Here is an 18,689-nt window from a genome sequence, read left to right as displayed (position 1 = left end):
ACCCTGAAAGAAGAGGAGAAGCAGCGGCGGCGGGAACTCGAACAACAGCTGCATCGGGCCCAGAGCATGGAAACCATCGGTCTGATGGCCGGAGGCGTGGCCCATGATTTAAACAATATTCTCTCCGGGATTGTCAGCTATCCGGATTTCCTGTTGCTGCAACTGCCCAAGGAAAGCAGCCTGCGCAAACCCCTGATCACGATCAAGGAATCCGGAGAACGCGCCGCGCAGGTCGTGGCGGATCTTTTGGCCGGCGCCCGCGAGATTATCGATCTGAACGACCTGATCGATAAATTCCTGGCGTCTCCGGAACTGCTCAAAATCAAGGAAAATTATCCCGCCATCTTGATCGAGAAGGATCTTGAAGTCGGGCTCTTCAACCTGTCCGCCGCCCCCGGCAACCTGCAGAAATGCCTCTTGAACCTGATCCTGAACGCGGCCGAGGCGATCAACGGTCCGGGACGGATTTAGAACCGCACCAGAAATCACCGGCGTGAGAGTTCGGAAGCGGAGGCGCCGGCAGACAAGGCTTTCGTCATGCTTCAGGCCAGCGACAACGGCCCCGGCATCGGGACGGAGGACGGCAAGCACATCTTCGAACCTTTCTACACCAGGAAAAAAATGGGGCACAACGGCACCGGCCTGGGGCTGACCGTGGTCTGGAACACGGTCAGAGAACACGGCGGAGAAATTAGCGTTTTCTCCGAATCCGGCCGGGGCGCGACCTTTACCATTTATCTGCCGGCCACGCCGGAACTTATTATCTGCGTGCCGCCGCAGGAAATCGATCAAGCTCGGCTTATGGGCCGGGGAGAAAGCATCCTGGTTGTCGATGACGAGCCCCGACAACGGGAAATCGCGGAAAAAATATTGACTTCCCTGGGCTATCGGGTCAGGCAGCGTGGCTTCGGGCGAGGCCGCCATCGACTATCTGCAAACCCGACAGGCCGACCTGCTGCTGTTGGACATGATCATGAGCCCGCGAGTCTCAACGGGCACCAGACCTTTGCCGAGATCATCAAATTCAGACCGGAACAAAAGGCCCTAATCGTCAGCGGATTCTCCAACAGCGAGGACGTCGAAAGCGCGCTGGACGCCGGGGCCGGAAAATTCATCAAGAAACCCTACCTGCTCAGACAGCTGGCCCAGCCTGGCGGAAATCGATGGCGAGCTGATTTTGGCCGAAGAGCAATCACCACCAAGTCTGCGGCAGGGCGTGGTTCAGGTACTCAGGGAAAAGGATTTCTGGCCGGTGGCGCTCTGGTTCTTTCTCGATTGCTGAATTTTTTCGGCTTTGGGGCGTTGTGGAGCGGCCCCTATCTGATGCAGGTCCACGGTCTGAGCCGGGCTCAGTCGGGGGCGATTCTGAGCATGATTGCCCAGGGCATGATCATCGGTAGCCCGCTGCTCGGATATCTTTCGGAAAAGGTTCTACGCCGTCGCAAAAAGGTTTTCATCTTTGCGACGGCGCTTCTATCCCTGGTGCTGTTCTGTCTGAAACTCTTTCCAGGCAATCTGCCCCATGCCCTGCTCTATCTGCTGTTCTTTCTTTTTTCCTTGAGCTCGTCGGCGATCGTCGTCATCGATTTCACCACCACCAAGGAACTTTTCCCCCTGGCCGTCGCCGGCACCTCGGTCGGCATGGTCAACCTTTTCCTTTTCCTGGGTGGGCGGGGCCGTATTTATGCCGCTGCTGGGGCGGATTCTGGACCATTTTCCGCGAACGGCCACCTGGGCCTACGCTCCGCAGGCCTATTCCCACCTGCTTCTGCTGCTTTGCGGCAGCGCGCTGCTGGCCCTGGTCTGCACCTTTTTCATGCGCGAAACCTTCAAAGCCACGGCAACGGCGGGAAAAAGGTAAACCCTAAGCAAGGAAAACAGCCCGACAAAGTGTCACTTCAGCGGTAAAGCACTCAAACCGGCGCGCCAGTCATAGGTTTTGCTGTCGTACAGCATGAAAGCGGTAATCGGCTGACTCGACTCGATTACCATCGAGCCGGAAAGATCGCGCCCGAAAAGATTGCGCAGATTATCCTGCACGCTGCCGCCGGCCGGAATCGAGGAAGTTTTACTGGCAACCAGCGTTCCCGCCTGGTTATAATACTTGTAGGTCAGGTTCGCCGCCGCGCCATTGGGGTTACAGGCCATGACCAGGGAATTCCAGTTACCGGCGTCGGCGGCCAGATGAGAAAGCAGAAATCCGGTGTGCAGGCCGGACTTCATGTCCATGTCAAACATCAGGGGCGGATTTGACTGACCGATCAGGGCTAAGCCGTCAAGCGCGGTCGAGGATTCAATCTTGATCCAACCCTCGGCGCCGGAGGGGACGGCGGCGACATAGACCGTCTGCCCCAATGCCGCGATGGTTCCGGTTTCCTGATCCAGGGCGGCACCGCCGCTGCGGCCGTAACAGCTGACCTTGAAATTGCAGCTTTTATTTTCGGCGTTGGCCAGCGCCAGCCCGGTCCAGCGCGCCGCATAGCCGTCGTCGGTGGAAAAATAGGGAACGTAGTAAGTGCGGACGTAACCGGCACTGCCGGCGCAGATGCCGACGACGTAGGCGGACGGGGCCGCCTGGGCGGCGTAATAGCTTCGATCCCAGACATGGTCGCCGGCGATCTGGTTGTCGGAAAGATTATAATAGCTGTAGCGAACCCGCCCCGCCACGTCGGGAATCGGATCGTCCCAGGTGGCATCGACATGAAACCAGGCGGAACAGAGGTAAACCAGATTCCAGGCGTGCGCCTCTCCCTTGCCGGTACCGTGCACGATCCGCGCCGGAATTCCGGCGCTATCCAGCAGTTTAAAGAGCAACAGGGCGTAGCCTTCACAAACCGCCGTGTGGTCAAACAGGGCGTCATAGATCGAATGCCGGATTAAGGTTGTGTCATAGGCGACATTAAGCACCACCCAGTCATGCATGGCCTTGGCCTTTTCTTCGTCATTCATACCGGGGGCAAGAATGGCAGCGAGGATCTGACTGATACGACTGCTGATTTCAGCCTCCTGGGCCAGGGTGGTGTCATAAGCCACCGTAAAAACAATGGTCACGTCATTATTGCCGCCCGACCAGTTCCAGCTTCCGCCCTTCCAACTGAAGCGCAGATAATCGTCGCTTCTTTCAATCTCATCCAGAGCCTGATCAATGATTGAACCCACCGCGGCGAAAGTAAACGCATACTGCAGGCGCAGGGAAAAAGCGGTTTGCCGATTGCGCATGGCGGTGTGCAGGGCTTCCCTGAAAGCGCTGTACGAATTGCAGACCACTGTGGCGGTTCGGCTTTCTCCGGAACCGAGGCGACTGAAATCAGCTTCGTAACGATCCGCGAAAATGGGGTTGATACGGTCGGCGGCGCCCTCCAGGGTCTGCGAAAACGATGGACGCAAAAGTGAGAAAAAAACGCACCCGGCCAGCAGCGGCAACAAGAGGTAAACCTTTTTCGTTTTCATGACAGGGTTTCTCCTTACTGAACCGGAATCGCGCTCAGGCCCGCCTTCCAGACGGTGGTTTTGCTGTCGTACAGCAAAAAGGCGGTAATCGGCTGAGTCGCTTCGATAATCATTGATCCGGCCAAGGCCTGACCAAAAAGGGTATAAAGATTTGTCTGCACGCTCCCCCGGGCGGCCAGGCCGCCGCTTCTGGTGGCGACCAGTCCGCCGCCGGTGTTATAAGCCTTATAAGTGATAGTGGCGGGACTATCGTTGGGGTTACAAATCATGACCAGGGAATTCCAGCTGCCGGCGTCGGCGGCCAGATGAGCCAGTTTCAGGCGGCTGTGCAGCGTGGTCTTAAGATCCATGTCAAACATGCTCTCCGGCCGGGACTGACCGACCAGTGCCAAGCCCTGAAGCGGCTCGGTCGAGGAAAGCTTGATCCAGCCTTCGGAAGCGGCCGGCACCTGAGCCGCGAAGGAGGTCTGACCATTGGCGGCGATTTCTTTGGTTTCGGAATTGAGCAGTAAGCCTGCGCGGCTGAAATATTCGACCTTCACCTGATTGACCTGGCCGTTGCGATTGGTCAGGGCCAGACCGGTCCAGCGGCCGGCGGCGCCGTCATTGGAAAGATAGGGAACATAGCTGTAGTTGTCGTAGGCCGGACCCGAGCCGCCGCTCGGAGGAACATATTGCAGCCAGTCGGTAAACAGGGCCTTATTGGCGGACACCAGCCGGGCCCCGGAATTATAGTTTGGATGATTGTTGTTCCAGATGCTCACGGCGACGACGCGCCGGGCCTTGGTGGTCGAATTATAGATATACAAGGGCCCCCCGTAGCCGCCGTTGGTGATGTCGATATCGGTTTTCATGAGGCGATTGTTCAGACCTTCATAGCCCAGCACATGTCCGCCCATCCCCCACATATCCCAGCTTTTCGCACCCTTAACGTAACCCGGGTAACCGGCGTAATTCAGCCGAGTGGGCTCATAGTCAAACTCCAGGGCCATGAAGGTATCAATTCCGGGAAACCTTTCCTTAAGCAGCAGGACGCCATAACTATACTCCGACTTACCGGTATCGTGAAAGGCGCTGCTGACCGCTTTGTTGCAGTTGGAAATCCGGCCAAAGGGGGCTTCCGTTCGCTGTTCACCTTGATTATAGTAAGCCCCCGGAATCACGACAAAATTACGGTACCAGGTTTTAACATCAAAATCATACAGAGCCCAGGCCGTGGTAACCACGGCATAGGGACTGATCATGAACCCGCTGTAAGAATACCACTCGGCCGTGGGCTCCCAAAAGGCGTCGATAAAGGCGATGGTATGCCAGGGAAACCCGGTGGTGTCAGTTACCTTGATCAGGTCATCCTGGCCGATGATCCCGGTTCGGGAAAATTGGCTTTCCGCCTGCGCCCCTTGAGCGTAATCGTTGTCGATTTCAACCAGACGCGAGGCATTGAGCAGGATCTGGGCCTCATCGGCCCGCAGCCGCCGCGCTTCGGGACGAATCATTTCCAGCGCCAGGCGAACTTCTCCGTCAGCGGTGAAAAATTCATATTCTTTCCATTCGTACAGGGTGTTTTCAATCACCTGTATGACCAGGTGGTCGGGCTTTTCGTCGGCCAGGCCCAGGGGACAGTCGATAACCGGCAGATCAAGCATCGCCACCCTCTTTTCCGCCAGCCGGACGCCCAACTGCGGCCAGGGCACGGCTTCGGGCAGCGCCGCGGCCCAGCCCCAGGTTACATGAAAGAACAACAGGCCGCCGACAACCAGTTTTCCCGCCAAAACATGTAGTAGTCTGTTTTTCATAAATAACCCACCTTGTTTTAAGCGCACGGATAAATTCATAAAAGCCTACCGCCAACAACCCTTCGGCAAAAGGCCTTCACATATTTGTTTACGAATCGGTATATTTACGTCGAAAAGTCAGAGAAAGACGGATTGTAACTATTGAGCGCCGCAGGTCTCAGCTCGTCTTGGGGGTTAAATACAGAAAAAAGCAGAGGACACGACCTGATTTCTGCAAAAATTGGGAATGGCTTCCCCTGGTTTTTCCGGCTTGGCTGAATAGTTACAACGGATTTAAATCACCTCTGGGCGGATTTGAATCTATAGTTTAAATCAGCTGTTGTCAAATAAAAAAGGGGGAGACGGAATTTTCCGCCTCCCCCATCTAAAAATCGGCCACTATTTCAAATGTTACAGAGATTGTAACCTATTTGTCGCCGACCGCCTTCAGCATCAGATTGGTCATGCGTCGACAAAAAAGTTCGGGAGAACTCACCTTTGAACCTTCGGTCAGCAGGGCCTGGTCATACAGCAGTTCGGCAAACTCTTTGAGGTTGTCACTTTCTCCCTGACTGCGATGAAGTTCACGCATGCGGGTTAAAAGTTCATGCTCGGGATTGATTTCCAGAACCCTTTTGCTGGGTGGGACCGGCTGATTCGCGGCCTTCAGAATCCGTTCCATGCTGGCGCTGAGATCATGCTCGCCGGCGACCAGACAAACCGGACTGCCCGTCAGACGCCGGGAAATGCGCACCTCGGCCACTTTCTCGGCCAGGGTTTTTTTGATAAAATTCAGAAGCCCGGCAAAGTCATCGGCCAGGGTTTTGGTCTTTTCCTCGCTCGCCTTTTTCTCTTCCTCATTCTCCAGGTCGATATCCCCCTTGGCCGCTGATTTCAGCTGCTTGCCTTTGTACTCATAAAGCCCCTGAATCACCCACTCATCCACCGGGTCGGTCAGCAGGAGAACCTCGAAATTCTTCTTTCCGAACATTTCAAGATGGGGAGACGCCGCCAACACCTCGCGGTCCTCTCCGGTGATATAATAGATCTCCTTTTGCTCCAGCGGCATCCGGTCCAGATAGGCCTTCAGGGTGGTGAGCTCATCCCCGGCGGTTGACGAACACAGCAAGAGATCGGCAATCGCTTCCCGATTTTCATAGTCGGTGTGCAACCCTTCCTTGAGCACCTGGCCGAAGCTTTTCCAGAACTTAAGATAGGTTTCCCGTTCCTTGTCCAGCATGACCGCCAGTCGTTCCAGAACCTTCTTGACCAGATTCTTTTTAATCTTGCCGACGATCCGGTCATGCTGTAAGATTTCACGGGAAACATTGAGGGAAATATCGGCCGAATCAACCACGCCCTTGATAAAACGCAGATAGGCCGGCATCAGCTCCTCGCAGTTGTCCATGATAAAAACCTTCTTGACATAGAGCTGCATTCCCGACTTGTTGTCCGGAGTAAAAAGATCAAACGGCGCTTTTTCCGGAATATACATCAAAGCATTGTACTCAAGAATCCCTTCGGCATTGATGTGAATGATATCCAGCGGGTCGGTCCAGTCGTGCGCGATATGTTTGTAAAACTCCTTGTACTCCTCGTCTGTGACTTCGCTTTTACGCCTGCACCAGAGCGGCTTCATTGAGTTCAGGGTTTCCGTGGTTATCTTCTTGACCGGCGTTGCCCCCTCAATCTCCTTGCCCTCATCATCTTTCGGGGTTTCCTGGCGTTCAATATCCATGGTGATCGGATAGGTGACAAAATCCGAATATTTTTTAACGGTCGAGCGTAGCACCCATTCCTGGGTAAAATCCTGGTCCCCATCCCCGGCTTCCTTGAGATGCAGAGTTATCCGGGTGCCGCGCCGCGGCTCATCGCATTCTTCCACGGTATAGCTGCCGTCTCCGGCGGACTCCCAGCGATAGGCCGTGTCGGCCTGCGGCGCCCTGGTCGTCAGCACCACTTTGTCGGCGACCATGAAACTTGAGTAAAAACCCACCCCGAACTGACCGATGAAATCGATATCGGAAGCGCTCTTATCCTTTTGGGACAGCGCTTTCACGAAAGCCTTGGTTCCGGATTTGGCGATGGTCCCCAGATTCTCGATCAGCTCGTCATGCGTCATGCCGATACCATTGTCAATGATCGAGACGGTGCGCTCCTTAGCATCGGTTTCTATCCGAATCTTCAATTCAGTATCATCACCAAGCAAGGCTTGATCGGTCTGACTTTTAAATTTCAGTTTATCGAGAGCATCGGAAGCATTGGAAATTAACTCACGTAAAAAAATCTCCTTATGGGAGTAAAGCGAGTGAATGATCAAATCAAGCAGTTGCTGTATCTCGGTTTCAAACTTTTTAGTCTCTTTAGCCATGTTACCGTTCACCTCTTCCCATCAATATCATAAGGTTGCAATAATGAAAATACCTGCCGCCGTAAACGCCGGCGGCGGCGGATGATTCCGCCAAGCGGTTGGCAGACAAGATATTGTCGACCGGCGGCCTTGTCAAGGGTTGGAATATTTTTATCCGGGCCCCGGCCTCGACCCTCTGAAAAGTTGACAAGCCGTCCGGCAAATGTCATAAGGCCGGAGTTTTTATCGTCCTTTCCTGAATTTTCCAGAGAGACAATGCTTCAGTATCTTTTGCTCTTCGCCGTGGGTCTGATCGCCGGCGCTCTGAATGTCATCGCCGGCGGCGGCTCTTTTCTGACGATTCCCCTGTTGATTTTCATGGGGCTGCCGCCGGTGATCGCCAACGGCACCAACCGGGTCGGTATTTTGTGTCAAAACATCGCGGCTTCCTGGCGTTTTCACCAACACGGAGTGGTTGAGTGGCGCCATGTGCGCTGGGCCGCGGTTCCAGCGGTCATCGGCGCTCTGCTCGGTTCAAAACTGGCGGTGGCGATCGGCGATGAACTTTTTAAAAATGTTCTCGCCGGCCTGATGATCACGGTTACCCTTTGGACCATCTGGGATCCCCTGAAAAACAAACATCAAGAGAGACGGCCTGAATCTTTCAACCGGGCGGCGCTGGCCGGAGGTTTCTTTCTGGTGGGGATCTACGGCGGTTTTGTCCAGGCCGGGGTTGGCTTTCTGATTCTCGCGGCAACCACCATGGCCGGCCTCGATCTGGTCAAGGGCAATGCCGTCAAGGTTTTAAGTATTCTGGCCTACACCTTTATATCTCTGGGAATCTTTGCCTGGGAAGGAAAGGTTGTCTGGTCTCTCGGACTGATTCTGGCCGCCGGCACCATCGTCGGCAGTCAAATCGGAGTCCATCTGACGATTCTTAAAGGCCATCACTGGATCAAACGGGTGGTCACCGCAGTTATCATCATGATGGCGGTCAAGCTGATTATTTCCTGATGCGAAAGTCGGTACGGCAACCCCAAAGCGGCGCTTACGGCCCGCACCCGACAGTACTCACGATGGCCGCAGACAGAGACTCTCATTAGATCGTTTTCTTTTTTCTTCACGCCGAAAATATTCTGCGAGGGATCTGGTAAAGGCGCCCTTTCACAAAGGCACGTCATCAATGATATCGGCGGCTTCGTCAATGGCCGCATCAATGCTGTCACCGCAGATCGGTATCACCGAGATGACGGCGCCCCCGACCCGCATGGGCACCGTCACCACCTTGGTGATGAGACAGCCGCTGGTTAAAAACATCAGCATAAAGATTAAAGTTACCTGGGCAAAACGCATGCCGTCCTCCGTTCAAAACATAAATGTTTTATAACTATTCAGCGCAGATGATTTCAGTTTCTCGTAAGACGTGAAAATCTGAAAAATCGGGAACCTGACCTGATTTTTATAAGAAATTTGGTCGGGCCCCTTGCTTTCCCGGGCTGACTGAATAGTTACCATTGTGCTTAAATTGTCCTTGCTCGTTTTACGCAATCGCGGTTATATGAAAAACCATTTTTTACATCTTGCGAGAACCGCAACCGTCGGCGACGAAAGACCTTGTCGTTGACCGGAGGGAAACATGAAAGCCGAAATCTTAGCCACCGGCGATGAGCTGCGTAGCGGCGCTCTGATTGACACCAATTCCGCCTGGATCGCCAGAGAACTTGAAAATCTGGGCTGCATGATAACCCGCCATACCTGCATCGGCGACGACCTGGATGGTCTGACCCAGGTTTTTCTTGAGATCTCCGCGCGCGCCGCGATCGTCATCGTCACCGGCGGACTGGGACCGACCCTGGACGACTTGAGCCGGGACGCCGCGGCTCGGGCCTGCGGGCTTGAGCTTGTCAATGATCCAGAAAGCCTGGAAAAAATCAAATCTTTTTTCCACGCGCGCGGCCGGGAAATGCCTCCTAACAATCTACGCCAGGCGCTGTTTCCGGCCGGAGCGGTGATCTTGCCCAACCCGATCGGCACGGCTCCCGGTTTCCGTCTGGAGATCAACGGCGGCCTTTTTTTCTTTCTCCCCGGGGTGCCGGCGGAGATGAAAATGATGTTCAGCGAACAGGTCGCGCCTGCTATCGTCCGGCTCACTCACGCTTGCGCCGCTTGCCAAACCACAACCCTTACCACTTTCGGCCTGGGGGAGTCAGCGGTTGAAGAACGGCTGGCCGGGTTCAACCTCGAATTTCCCGATATCAGGCTCGGTTATCGCGCGGCTTTCCCGGAGGTTCAGATCAAGCTCTATCCGCAGACGGTAAAGCAAACCCTTCCGGCCCGCGAAACGGAAAGGGCTCTTGCCTGGTTGCGCCTGAAGCTTGGCCCTAAACTGGTCTGCGAGCGGGGGCGCTCACTGGCGGAAGTTGTCGGAGACTTGCTACGAAAACAAAAGGCCACCCTGGCCGTCGCCGAAAGCTGCACCGGAGGTCTGCTCGCCAGTCTTTTGACCGACATCCCGGGTAGCTCGGATTATTTTCTTTTCGGAGCCGTAACCTATAGCAATCAGGCCAAGGAAAAGATTCTTGGGGTAAAACCGGAAATTCTCGCCGGCTGGGGCGCGGTACATGAAAAAACCGCGGCCGCCATGGCCGAAGGCGTGCGCTCCCTGAGTGAGGCAACGTATGCCCTGGCAACCACCGGAATCGCCGGGCCGAACGGTGGCTCCCCGGACAAACCGGTCGGCTCCGTTTGTATCGCCTTGGCGGGACCGCGAAACACCCAGAGTAAACGCTATATTTTCCCCTTCAACGACCGCCTGATGAACAAAAAAATTTTTGCCGCCCAGGCTCTTAACCGGTTGCGCCTGGAATTAAACGGCCCGCAACCAACAACCCGCGCATAGATTTTACTGGACAAAAATGCCGTGAACAACCTATTATAGGGCTTTAATTTTTTGACACGAAAAGATTCAATTTCATGGTCTGATTTAGGTGAAAAGACTATAATCTCTGATCAAAAAGGACATCTAATTTTGCTGAAAGGATTTCAGAAACAATATCTTCGCGGACTAGCTCATGCCTCTAGGCCGGTGGTTATGATCGGCCAGAAAGGGATCAATGAAAACCTTTTACAGGCTTTCACGGAAGCCCTGGAAAGTCACGAGCTGATCAAAGTCAAATTTATCGATTTCAAGGAAAAGGAGCAGAAAAAAACGCTGATCGCCGAACTTGAGGAAAAAACCTATGCCCAGTTGGTGGGGCTGACCGGACATACTGCGATTTTCTTTCGCCAGAATCGTGACCCGGAAAAAAGAATAATTTCTGTTCCCAAGGAGAAAAAATAACCCATGACCGCGGAAGTAAACAAGATTATCTACTCGATGATTCGGGTCAGCAAACAATATGATAACAAACCGGTGCTTAAGGATATCAGTCTTTCCTATTTTTACGGCGCCAAAATCGGGGTTCTGGGCCTCAACGGCTCCGGCAAATCGACCCTGCTGCGGATTCTGGCCGGAGTGGAAACCGAATTCAACGGCGAAACCACCATCGCTCCAGGTCTCAGCGTCGGTCTTCTCGAGCAGGAACCCCAACTCGATAACCAGCTGACCGTTCGTCAGGTGGTTGAGCAAGGGGTTCAGGAAACCGTTGATCTGTTGCAGGAATACAACCGGATAAATGAACAATTTGCCGAACCGATGTCGGATGAAGCCATGGATAAGCTCATCGCCCGTCAAGGAGAGGTTCAGGAAAAGCTTGACGCCGCCGATGCCTGGGATCTTGATGCTCGTCTGGAAATGGCGATGGAGGCCCTGCGCTGTCCTCCGGCTGAAGCCGAGATCCGGGTGCTTTCCGGTGGAGAACGGCGCCGAGTGGCTCTTTGCCGGTTGCTACTGAAAAAACCAGATATTCTTCTGCTGGATGAACCGACCAATCATCTCGACGCCGAAACCGTGGGCTGGTTGGAACAACATCTTCAGCGTTACGAAGGAACCGTCATCGCGGTCACCCATGACCGCTATTTCCTCGACAACGTCGCGGGCTGGATTCTGGAACTTGACCGCGGCCAAGGGATTCCCTGGAAGGGGAACTATTCTTCCTGGCTGGAACAGAAGGAAAAAAGACTGGCGCAAGAAGAAAAAGAAGAATCAGCCCGACGCAAGACCCTGCAGCACGAACTTGAATGGATTCGCATGACGCCAAAAGGTCGTCACGCCAAGGCCAAGGCCCGCATCAAAGCCTACGAGGAACTGCTGGGTAAAGAGGGCGAAAAACGTGGCCGCGAGCTGGAAATCTATATTCCACCAGGGCCGCGTCTGGGCAAGGTCGTGATTAAGTGCGAAAAGTTAAGCAAGGCCTTCGGCGAGCGCCTACTTTTCGAAAACCTGACCTTCGCCCTGCCTCCGGGAGGCATTGTCGGGGTTATCGGTCCTAATGGTGCCGGCAAAACCACACTTTTCCGACTGATCACCGGCCAGGAGACTCCGGATAGCGGTTCCATTCATCTGGGAGAAAGCGTCCAGCTTGCCTATGTCGACCAGAATCGTGACGCTTTGAATCCGGATGACAGTATCTGGCAGGCGATTTCGGAAGGTCACGAAACGCTCATGCTCGGCAATCGCGAAGTCAATTCTCGAGCCTACGTCGGACGTTTTAATTTTTCCGGCGCCGACCAGCAGAAAAAGGTCGGCTTGATGTCCGGCGGTCAGCGCAACCGGGTGCATTTGGCCCGCATGTTGAAATCGGGCGGCAATGTCCTCCTCCTGGACGAACCGACCAATGATCTCGATGTCAATACCCTCCGGGCGCTGGAGGAGGCACTGGAAAACTTCGCCGGCTGCGCGGTCATCATCAGTCATGATCGCTGGTTTCTCGATCGCATTGCCACCCATATCCTGGCTTTTGAAGGAGAAAGCCAGGTTGTCTGGTTCGACGGCAATTACTCGGAATATGAGACGGACCGCAAGCGCCGGCTCGGAGCGGCTGCAAACCAGCCCCAACGAATTAAGTACCGTCATCTGACCAGAAAATAATAAATTGCAACTATTCAACCTCGGGTCCGGATCTCGGAAATAATTGGATTTACCAGAATAACCAGGCAGGCTGAATAGTTACAAAAAGTTTTTATAAAATCTTATCTTTCCCACCAAGGAGCGTATTTTGAAAATTGGCTTTACCGGTATTGAACTTGAGGAAGGGAAAATTAAATTTAATGATGCCCGGCTTAAAGCTCTGGAAAAGAAGGACAATCCTAAAAAGGTTTCTCCTTTTTTCGCCGAATTTATCCGGGACGAGCTGGTGCATGTTGAGGCAATTATCGTCCCGCGCGAGAAAATCCTTGACCTTCTGATTCTTGATCTTGAAAAGATAGAAACCCGACTCTCCAGGGTCAGTGATCAGGAGGAGACGGCCCTGCTGCAGAGAGCCCAGGAACAACTTGAAAATGAAGTCCCGCTGTGCGATGCCGGCTTTCGCCCGGAAGAGGCCGGCCTTATCTTACAGGCCGACCCTTTAAGCTTGAAAGCGGTGGTTCAGATCGAGGGCAACGAATCAACCGATGAACTCATTGAAAAGGTGCTGGATAAGACCGGCTATATGTTTTTTTATACCAGCGGTCCGAGTGAATCTCATGCCTGGCTGGTAAAGAAAGGCTCCAGCATCATTACCTGTGCCGCCAAGATTCACTCCGATCTGGCCCGCGGATTCATAAAAGGCGACGTCGTTGCTTTTCAGGATTACCTCGCATGCCACAATTTCAATGACTGTAAAAGCAAGGGCCTGGCGCGGGTGGTGGACCGTGATTATATCGTTGAGCCTGGTTCCATAATCGAAATCCGTTTTAATGTCTGAGTCCGAGGGCACCGCAATAAAATCTCGAACTGGTTCAATCTCCCGTTTCAGCCGATTGTCGGCAACAAAGATAATCGAAAAAAAATTATATTTTTCTTTGATTATCTTCTTGCAATATCATGAAAAGTAAGTTATTGTGCGTTAATTCAATCCGGTGGACTTGCCTGGCAAGCCTGCTGGTAATTTACAACGTCGCTTCAGAGCGGCATTTTTTGCAAGAGGATGTTATGTCAGAGTTAGTCGAAGGTACGGTAAAATGGTTCAATGATGAAAAGGGTTTTGGCTTTATTGAACAGGAAGGAGGAAATGACGTTTTCGTTCATTTCAGTGCAATCAACGGATCAGGCCGGAAGACACTTCACGAAGGCCAGAAAGTCTCTATGGAAGTAACCCAGGGACAAAAGGGGCCTCAGGCTGAAAATGTCACCCCGCTTTAATTAACGAACAGCCGGCGTTACCTCAGGGTTTCGCCGGCTGTTTTTTGCCCCCTCTCTTTTCTGCTTGCCCGTGAATTTCTCCACATCCCGCTGTTCGTCCCCTTTTTTCAATCCCTAAAAAAGCAACTTATGGTCTTCCCCTGCGGCCAAGTTTCACCCGCGACCTGATTTTTCAGCCACACCCTGATTAAGTTGCGTGACCAGAGACACCGTTTCTTAAAGCAGCTACGACATCGTATATATTCTCGCCGCGAATACCCGACCCTCGCCCGCTTTCCGCTTCCGCCCCGGCTTCTCCTCCCGAGAACCATGGATAGAGCCAAAAACGAGAGGGCCCAGTTACAGCTTCTAGTGCGAGGCGCCCGAAACCTGAGGCATGAGGCGGATATAAACGTACACTGCCGTGACAAAGGCAAAAGGGGGGACGAAGCCATCAATAATATCTTGACAACTTTCGCCGCCATTGTATATTAAAACGATACTTGATCAGCTACCGACGCCGGGGCTGGACAAGGGCAAGTATCCTGAAGAACCGAGCGTAACAGGAGATGTGAATATGGAGCACACCAAGAAACCCGATCTGAGACCTGAAGAACGGATCACCTTGGATTACCAACGTCTGGTCAGGGAATGCGATCTCCACCTGGAGTTGATGGATCGTGAACTGCCGCTCCCTCTTGAGCCCCTCGCCGAGCAGCTTGCCAACGCCGGCATCACCCGGCGCTCTTTCATGAAATGGTCGGCGGCGACTGCGGCCTTGTTGCTGCTGCCGCCGATTTTTAAAACCAGGGTTGCAAAAGCCGCCGAACAGCTCGGTCGAGTTCCGATTGTCTGGCTTCACTTTGCAGAATGCACCGGCTGCAGCGAGGCTCTGCTCAGGACATCCTATCCCAACATCGATGATCTTATTCTCGAAACCCTCTCCCTGGAATACCATGAAACCCTGATGGCGGCCGCCGGCCACCAGGCCGAGGAAAACCTGGAAAGAGCTCTGCATGATTTTCCCGGCAAATTCATCTGCGTTATCGAAGGTGCCTTGCCGACCGGCCTGAATGGTCAATATCTGACCCTGGGGAGTAAGGGGCGAACCGGAATGGAAATCGCCCGGGAAGTTACCGCCAAAGCCGCGGCGGTTATCTGTATCGGCAGCTGCTCGTCTTTCGGCAACGTTCAGGCGGCCAACCCCAATCCCACTCAGGCCAAGGGTATCAGCGCCGCTCTCGGAATCAAGACGGTCAACATTCCCGGCTGCCCCCCTAATCCGATTAATTTTGTCGGCACGCTGCTTCATTATCTGATGTTTGGAGCCATGCCCCCGCTTGATGCCTTGGGCCGGCCGATCTGGGCCTATGGTAAAAGAATCCATGATTATTGTGAACGCCGGCCCCACTATGACGCCGGGGAATTTGTTGAAGAATGGGGTGATCAGGGCGCAAAACAAGGCTGGTGCCTTTACAAAATGGGTTGCAAAGGACCCTACACTTACGCCAACTGCGCCAAGATACGCTTTAACGACAGTGTCTCCTGGCCGATCATGGGCGGTCATGGCTGCATGGGCTGTGTCGAGCCCGATTTCTGGGATAGCATGGCGCCGCTGGAAAAACCGATCGCGGAAAAACATTTCGGCGGCGGCGAAAGAACCGTAGACAACCTGGGGAAGGCCCTGGCCGGAGTAACTGCGGCCGGCATTGCCGTCCATGGCGCGGTTTCCTATTTCAAACGCCAGGGCCAGAACCGGCCGGCCGAACCGAAGCATGAGGGTTGAAAATGGCTAAAAGAATCGTTGTTGATCCGATTACCAGAATCGAAGGCCACCTCCGCATTGAGGTCGAGGTTGATGCACAAAACGTAATCCGTGATGCCTGGAGTTCAATCACCTTGTGGCGCGGAATCGAAACCATCCTGAAAGGACGCGACCCGCGCGATGCCGGTCTGATCACTCAGCGGATCTGCGGGGTCTGCACTTATTCTCATTACGAAGCCTCGATCCTGGCCTGTGAGAACGCTTTCAAAATCACCCCACCACCTAATGCCCGTATAGTTCGCAATCTGATCAAAGCCTCGCAGTACCTGACCGATCATATCATGCATTTTTATCATCTTCACGGGCTTGACTGGGTGGATATTGTCAGCGCCCTCTCCGCCGACCCCAAAAAAGCGGTTGCGCTCGCCAGAAGTTTTCATGGGGATCCTTATAATTGTTCGGAAGGCCATTATCAAACGGTACAAAAACGCCTGAGCAAATTTGCTCAATCGGGTCGCCTGGGTCCCTTTGCCAACGCCTACTGGGGTAACCCTGCCTTCAAATTGCCACCTGAAGCCAACCTTGTTATCGCCTCCCATTATCTGGACGCTCTGCATATCTCCAAAATCGGCGGTCAGATGCAGGCCATTTTCGGGGGTAAGAATCCGCACCCGCAAACCTTGGTTGTCGGCGGAGTCACCTGTGTCATGGATATTCAGGATGCTCATCGCATCGGGGAATACCTGTACCGTCTCAAAGAGATACAGAAGTTTATCGATTCGGCTTACCTTCCCGACCTCCTGATTGCCGCCGTCTTCTACAAGGAAGAAGGTCTGAACGGGGTTGGCGCCAGCGTCAAGAATTATCTTTCCTATGGCGGTTTCCCGCTGGATGATGACTGGCATGAGGTCTTGCTGCCCAGAGGAGTGGTCAAAGGCGCCGACCTGAGTCGCCCCCTGCCTCTCGACGAGCATGCGATCACTGAAGAAGTGGCTCATTCATGGTATGTCGGCGCGGAAAAACTGCACCCCTATCAAGGCCGGACCGAACCCGCTTACAGTGGTTTTGACGCTCAGGGCCAGGTAAAGGGAGATGAAAAATACAGCTGGTGCAAGGCCCCCCGTTACCATGACCAGCCTTATGAAGTCGGTCCCCTGGCGCGCTTTATCGTCGCCTACGCTCAGGGAGACAAACGCATCAAACCTCTGGTGGACAACACCCTGAAAACTGCGGGCCTTCCAGTCTCGGTTCTTTTTTCTACCCTGGGCCGAACTGCGGCCCGAGGTCTCGAAACCAAGCTGGTCGCCGACTATACCGAGACCTGGATCAATGAGCTGATCACCAACCTGAAAGGTGGGGATCAGCGAACCTGGACTCGTTGCGATGTGCCCCAAAGCGCTCAGGGCCGTGGCCTGACCGAGGTTCCCCGCGGCTCTCTCGGCCACTGGCTTAAGGTTGAAAACCAGGTCATCAGTAATTATCAGGCGATCGTTCCGTCGACCTGGAACTGCTCACCCCGGGATCTGCAAAACATTCGGGGACCTTACGAGGAGTCCCTGATCGGCACCAAGATGGCAAATATTGATCAACCGCTGGAGATTCTGCGCACGATCCACTCCTTTGACCCCTGCATGGCCTGCGCCGTCCATGTGATTGATGGCAAAGGTCGGGAAATAGGTAAGTTCAAGGTTCTCTAAGACGGTCGTCAAGGAGTCTGTTATGCCTAGATTACGCATGCAAAAAGAATGGTGGCTCTCAATTCGGCTGATCCACTGGTCGGTTGTTCTGTCGGTTTTCACCTTGCTCATCAGTGGTTTTTACATCGCCGATCCACTTTCCCACGCAGCCGGCGCCACCGCCGATAAATACTGGATGGGGAACCTGCGCGCCCTGCACAGTGGCGTTGGTATTTTCCTGACCTTTCTGATGATCTGGCGCGCCTACCTCGGCCTGTTCGCCAAGTTCCATGCCCGCTGGACCGACCTTCTGGCGTGGACCAATATTCACAATCTGATTGTTCAGATAAGATTCTATCTCCTGCTCACGCAAGAAAAGCCCAAACATCAATATCAATATGGGCCTTTGCAATCCCTGGCCTACAGCGGTTTAGTCGTCCTGCAGACCATGATTATCCTGACCGGGATAATTTTACTTGGAGCTAACTATCATGCCGGTTTAACGCTCTGGTTCTCAGAACTTTTACGCCCGCTTGAAATCGCTCTGGGGGGACTGGCCGGAATTCGCCTGCTGCATCATATTATTTCCTGGGGATTTATTCTTTTCATCATGATTCACGTCTATATGGCTATCTGGATTGATGTTGTTTACAAGGAAGGAACCGTTTCCTCGATGATCAGCGGCCGGGTTTTCCGTAAAGTCGAGTAGGTTTTGATGCGCACAACTATTCTGGGGCTGGGCAATACCCTGCTCGGTGATGAGGGCTTCGGGGTCTTCTTTCTGCAGAAACTGGTCGATAAATATGATTTTCCCGAAACCGTGCAACTGGTCGACGGGGGAACCCTGGGCTATGGCCTGCTTGATACGATCAGTGCCTGCGAGCGGCTTCTGGTCATAGATATCATCAAAAGTGGAGATCGACCTGGATCCCTCTATCGTTTTACCAGGGCTGAAATGGAACTGCGGTTGCCGCCGCCCACCTCGGCTCATGAAGTTGAATTTTTAGACGTTTTATATAAGGCGGAAATGATGGGGCGTTTGCCGGAAACCGTGTTCCTCTGCATTACCCCGGAAAAATACGGCGGCCAGATGGAAATCGGCCTGACCCCGGCCATGTACGAGGCCTTTCCCGCCATGGAAAAAATCTTTTTCCAGCAATTGAGCCACTGGCAATTAACGGTCCAGGCCAAGAAAAGTGCATGAGCTTTCCCTGGTCCAGTCGCTGTTGCAACTTATTGACGAGCAGGCGGCCAAGCACGGTTTTTCGCGCGTCAATGAGATTTATCTCTCCTGCGGTCGCCTCTCTTCGATAGAACCGGAAAGCTTGAAATTCGCCTTTAAAACCCTGTCCGATGGTACCCCCTGCGCCCAGGCCAAGCTGCAGCTGACCATTCTTCCCCTGAAAGTTTT

The 18,689-nt window shown here is 53.6% G+C and carries 16 protein-coding genes; 12 read left to right on the top strand and 4 right to left on the bottom strand.

Features of this window, described 5'->3' with window-relative positions:
• Nucleotides 1-537: 537 nt before the first annotated feature.
• Nucleotides 538-1,908, top strand: coding sequence for an MFS transporter (locus ENN66_02765; protein HDS15534.1), 1,371 nt, complete (start codon nt 538-540; stop codon nt 1,906-1,908).
• Here the strand turns inward: ENN66_02765 and ENN66_02760 are convergent.
• The 3 genes from ENN66_02760 to htpG form a co-directional block, all read right to left on the bottom strand.
• The gene (locus ENN66_02760) at nt 1,894-3,450 is read right to left on the bottom strand and encodes a hypothetical protein (protein HDS15533.1); all 1,557 of its coding nucleotides are present in this window, start codon (nt 3,448-3,450) and stop codon (nt 1,894-1,896) included. The genes ENN66_02765 and ENN66_02760 overlap by 15 nt on opposite strands.
• 14 nt (nt 3,451-3,464) lie before the next feature.
• Complete coding sequence (locus ENN66_02755; GenBank protein HDS15532.1) at nt 3,465-5,246, bottom strand: hypothetical protein; 1,782 nt, start codon at nt 5,244-5,246, stop codon at nt 3,465-3,467.
• Between the two features lie 406 nt (nt 5,247-5,652).
• A complete protein-coding gene (gene htpG / locus ENN66_02750) occupies nt 5,653-7,596 on the bottom strand; it encodes a molecular chaperone HtpG (protein ID HDS15531.1) in 1,944 nt (647 codons plus the stop codon).
• Between the two features lie 255 nt (nt 7,597-7,851).
• Between htpG and ENN66_02745 the strand changes: the two genes are divergently transcribed.
• Complete coding sequence (locus ENN66_02745; GenBank protein HDS15530.1) at nt 7,852-8,589, top strand: sulfite exporter TauE/SafE family protein; 738 nt, start codon at nt 7,852-7,854, stop codon at nt 8,587-8,589.
• 150 nt (nt 8,590-8,739) lie between these two features.
• Here ENN66_02745 and ENN66_02740 read toward each other — a convergent pair whose 3' ends face one another.
• The gene (locus ENN66_02740; GenBank protein HDS15529.1) at nt 8,740-8,928 is read right to left on the bottom strand and encodes a hypothetical protein; all 189 of its coding nucleotides are present in this window, start codon (nt 8,926-8,928) and stop codon (nt 8,740-8,742) included.
• Between the two features lie 283 nt (nt 8,929-9,211).
• Here ENN66_02740 and ENN66_02735 point away from each other — a divergent pair, with 283 nt between their 5' ends.
• The 10 genes from ENN66_02735 to ENN66_02690 all read left to right on the top strand — a co-directional run.
• Nucleotides 9,212-10,474, top strand: a complete 1,263-nt coding sequence (locus ENN66_02735; GenBank protein ID HDS15528.1) for a competence/damage-inducible protein A — start codon at nt 9,212-9,214, stop codon at nt 10,472-10,474.
• Nucleotides 10,475-10,600: 126 nt separating this feature from the next.
• Nucleotides 10,601-10,915 carry a YhbY family RNA-binding protein gene (locus tag ENN66_02730; protein HDS15527.1) on the top strand — a complete coding sequence of 105 codons (315 nt, stop codon included), beginning with the start codon at nt 10,601-10,603 and terminating at the stop codon, nt 10,913-10,915.
• Between the two features lie 3 nt (nt 10,916-10,918).
• Nucleotides 10,919-12,604 carry an energy-dependent translational throttle protein EttA gene (gene ettA, locus ENN66_02725; protein ID HDS15526.1) on the top strand — a complete coding sequence of 562 codons (1,686 nt, stop codon included), beginning with the start codon at nt 10,919-10,921 and terminating at the stop codon, nt 12,602-12,604.
• Nucleotides 12,605-12,731: 127 nt separating this feature from the next.
• Complete coding sequence (locus tag ENN66_02720) at nt 12,732-13,421, top strand: DUF933 domain-containing protein (GenBank protein ID HDS15525.1); 690 nt, start codon at nt 12,732-12,734, stop codon at nt 13,419-13,421.
• Nucleotides 13,422-13,648: 227 nt separating this feature from the next.
• Complete coding sequence (locus ENN66_02715; protein ID HDS15524.1) at nt 13,649-13,858, top strand: cold-shock protein; 210 nt, start codon at nt 13,649-13,651, stop codon at nt 13,856-13,858.
• 556 nt (nt 13,859-14,414) lie between these two features.
• Complete coding sequence (locus ENN66_02710; protein HDS15523.1) at nt 14,415-15,623, top strand: hydrogenase; 1,209 nt, start codon at nt 14,415-14,417, stop codon at nt 15,621-15,623.
• A 2-nt stretch (nt 15,624-15,625) separates the two neighbouring features.
• Nucleotides 15,626-17,299: a nickel-dependent hydrogenase large subunit gene (locus ENN66_02705; protein HDS15522.1), complete on the top strand. Its 1,674-nt coding sequence runs from the start codon at nt 15,626-15,628 to the stop codon at nt 17,297-17,299.
• Between the two features lie 22 nt (nt 17,300-17,321).
• Nucleotides 17,322-17,987 (top strand): Ni/Fe-hydrogenase, b-type cytochrome subunit, encoded by a 666-nt coding sequence (gene cybH / locus ENN66_02700; protein HDS15521.1) that lies wholly within the window; start codon nt 17,322-17,324, stop codon nt 17,985-17,987.
• A 6-nt stretch (nt 17,988-17,993) separates the two neighbouring features.
• Nucleotides 17,994-18,482 carry a hydrogenase maturation protease gene (locus ENN66_02695; protein HDS15520.1) on the top strand — a complete coding sequence of 163 codons (489 nt, stop codon included), beginning with the start codon at nt 17,994-17,996 and terminating at the stop codon, nt 18,480-18,482.
• Nucleotides 18,475-18,689, top strand: a 215-nt coding sequence (locus tag ENN66_02690) for a hydrogenase maturation nickel metallochaperone HypA (protein ID HDS15519.1), incomplete at its 3' end; no start/stop codon positions are given. The genes ENN66_02695 and ENN66_02690, both read left to right, overlap by 8 nt.

The organism is Pseudomonadota bacterium, assembly GCA_011049115.1.
GTDB lineage: Bacteria > Desulfobacterota > Anaeroferrophillalia > Anaeroferrophillales > Tharpellaceae > DSCM01.
The sequence above is the reverse complement of the archived record's forward strand: the minus strand, read 5'-3'. Positions and strand labels throughout refer to the sequence as shown.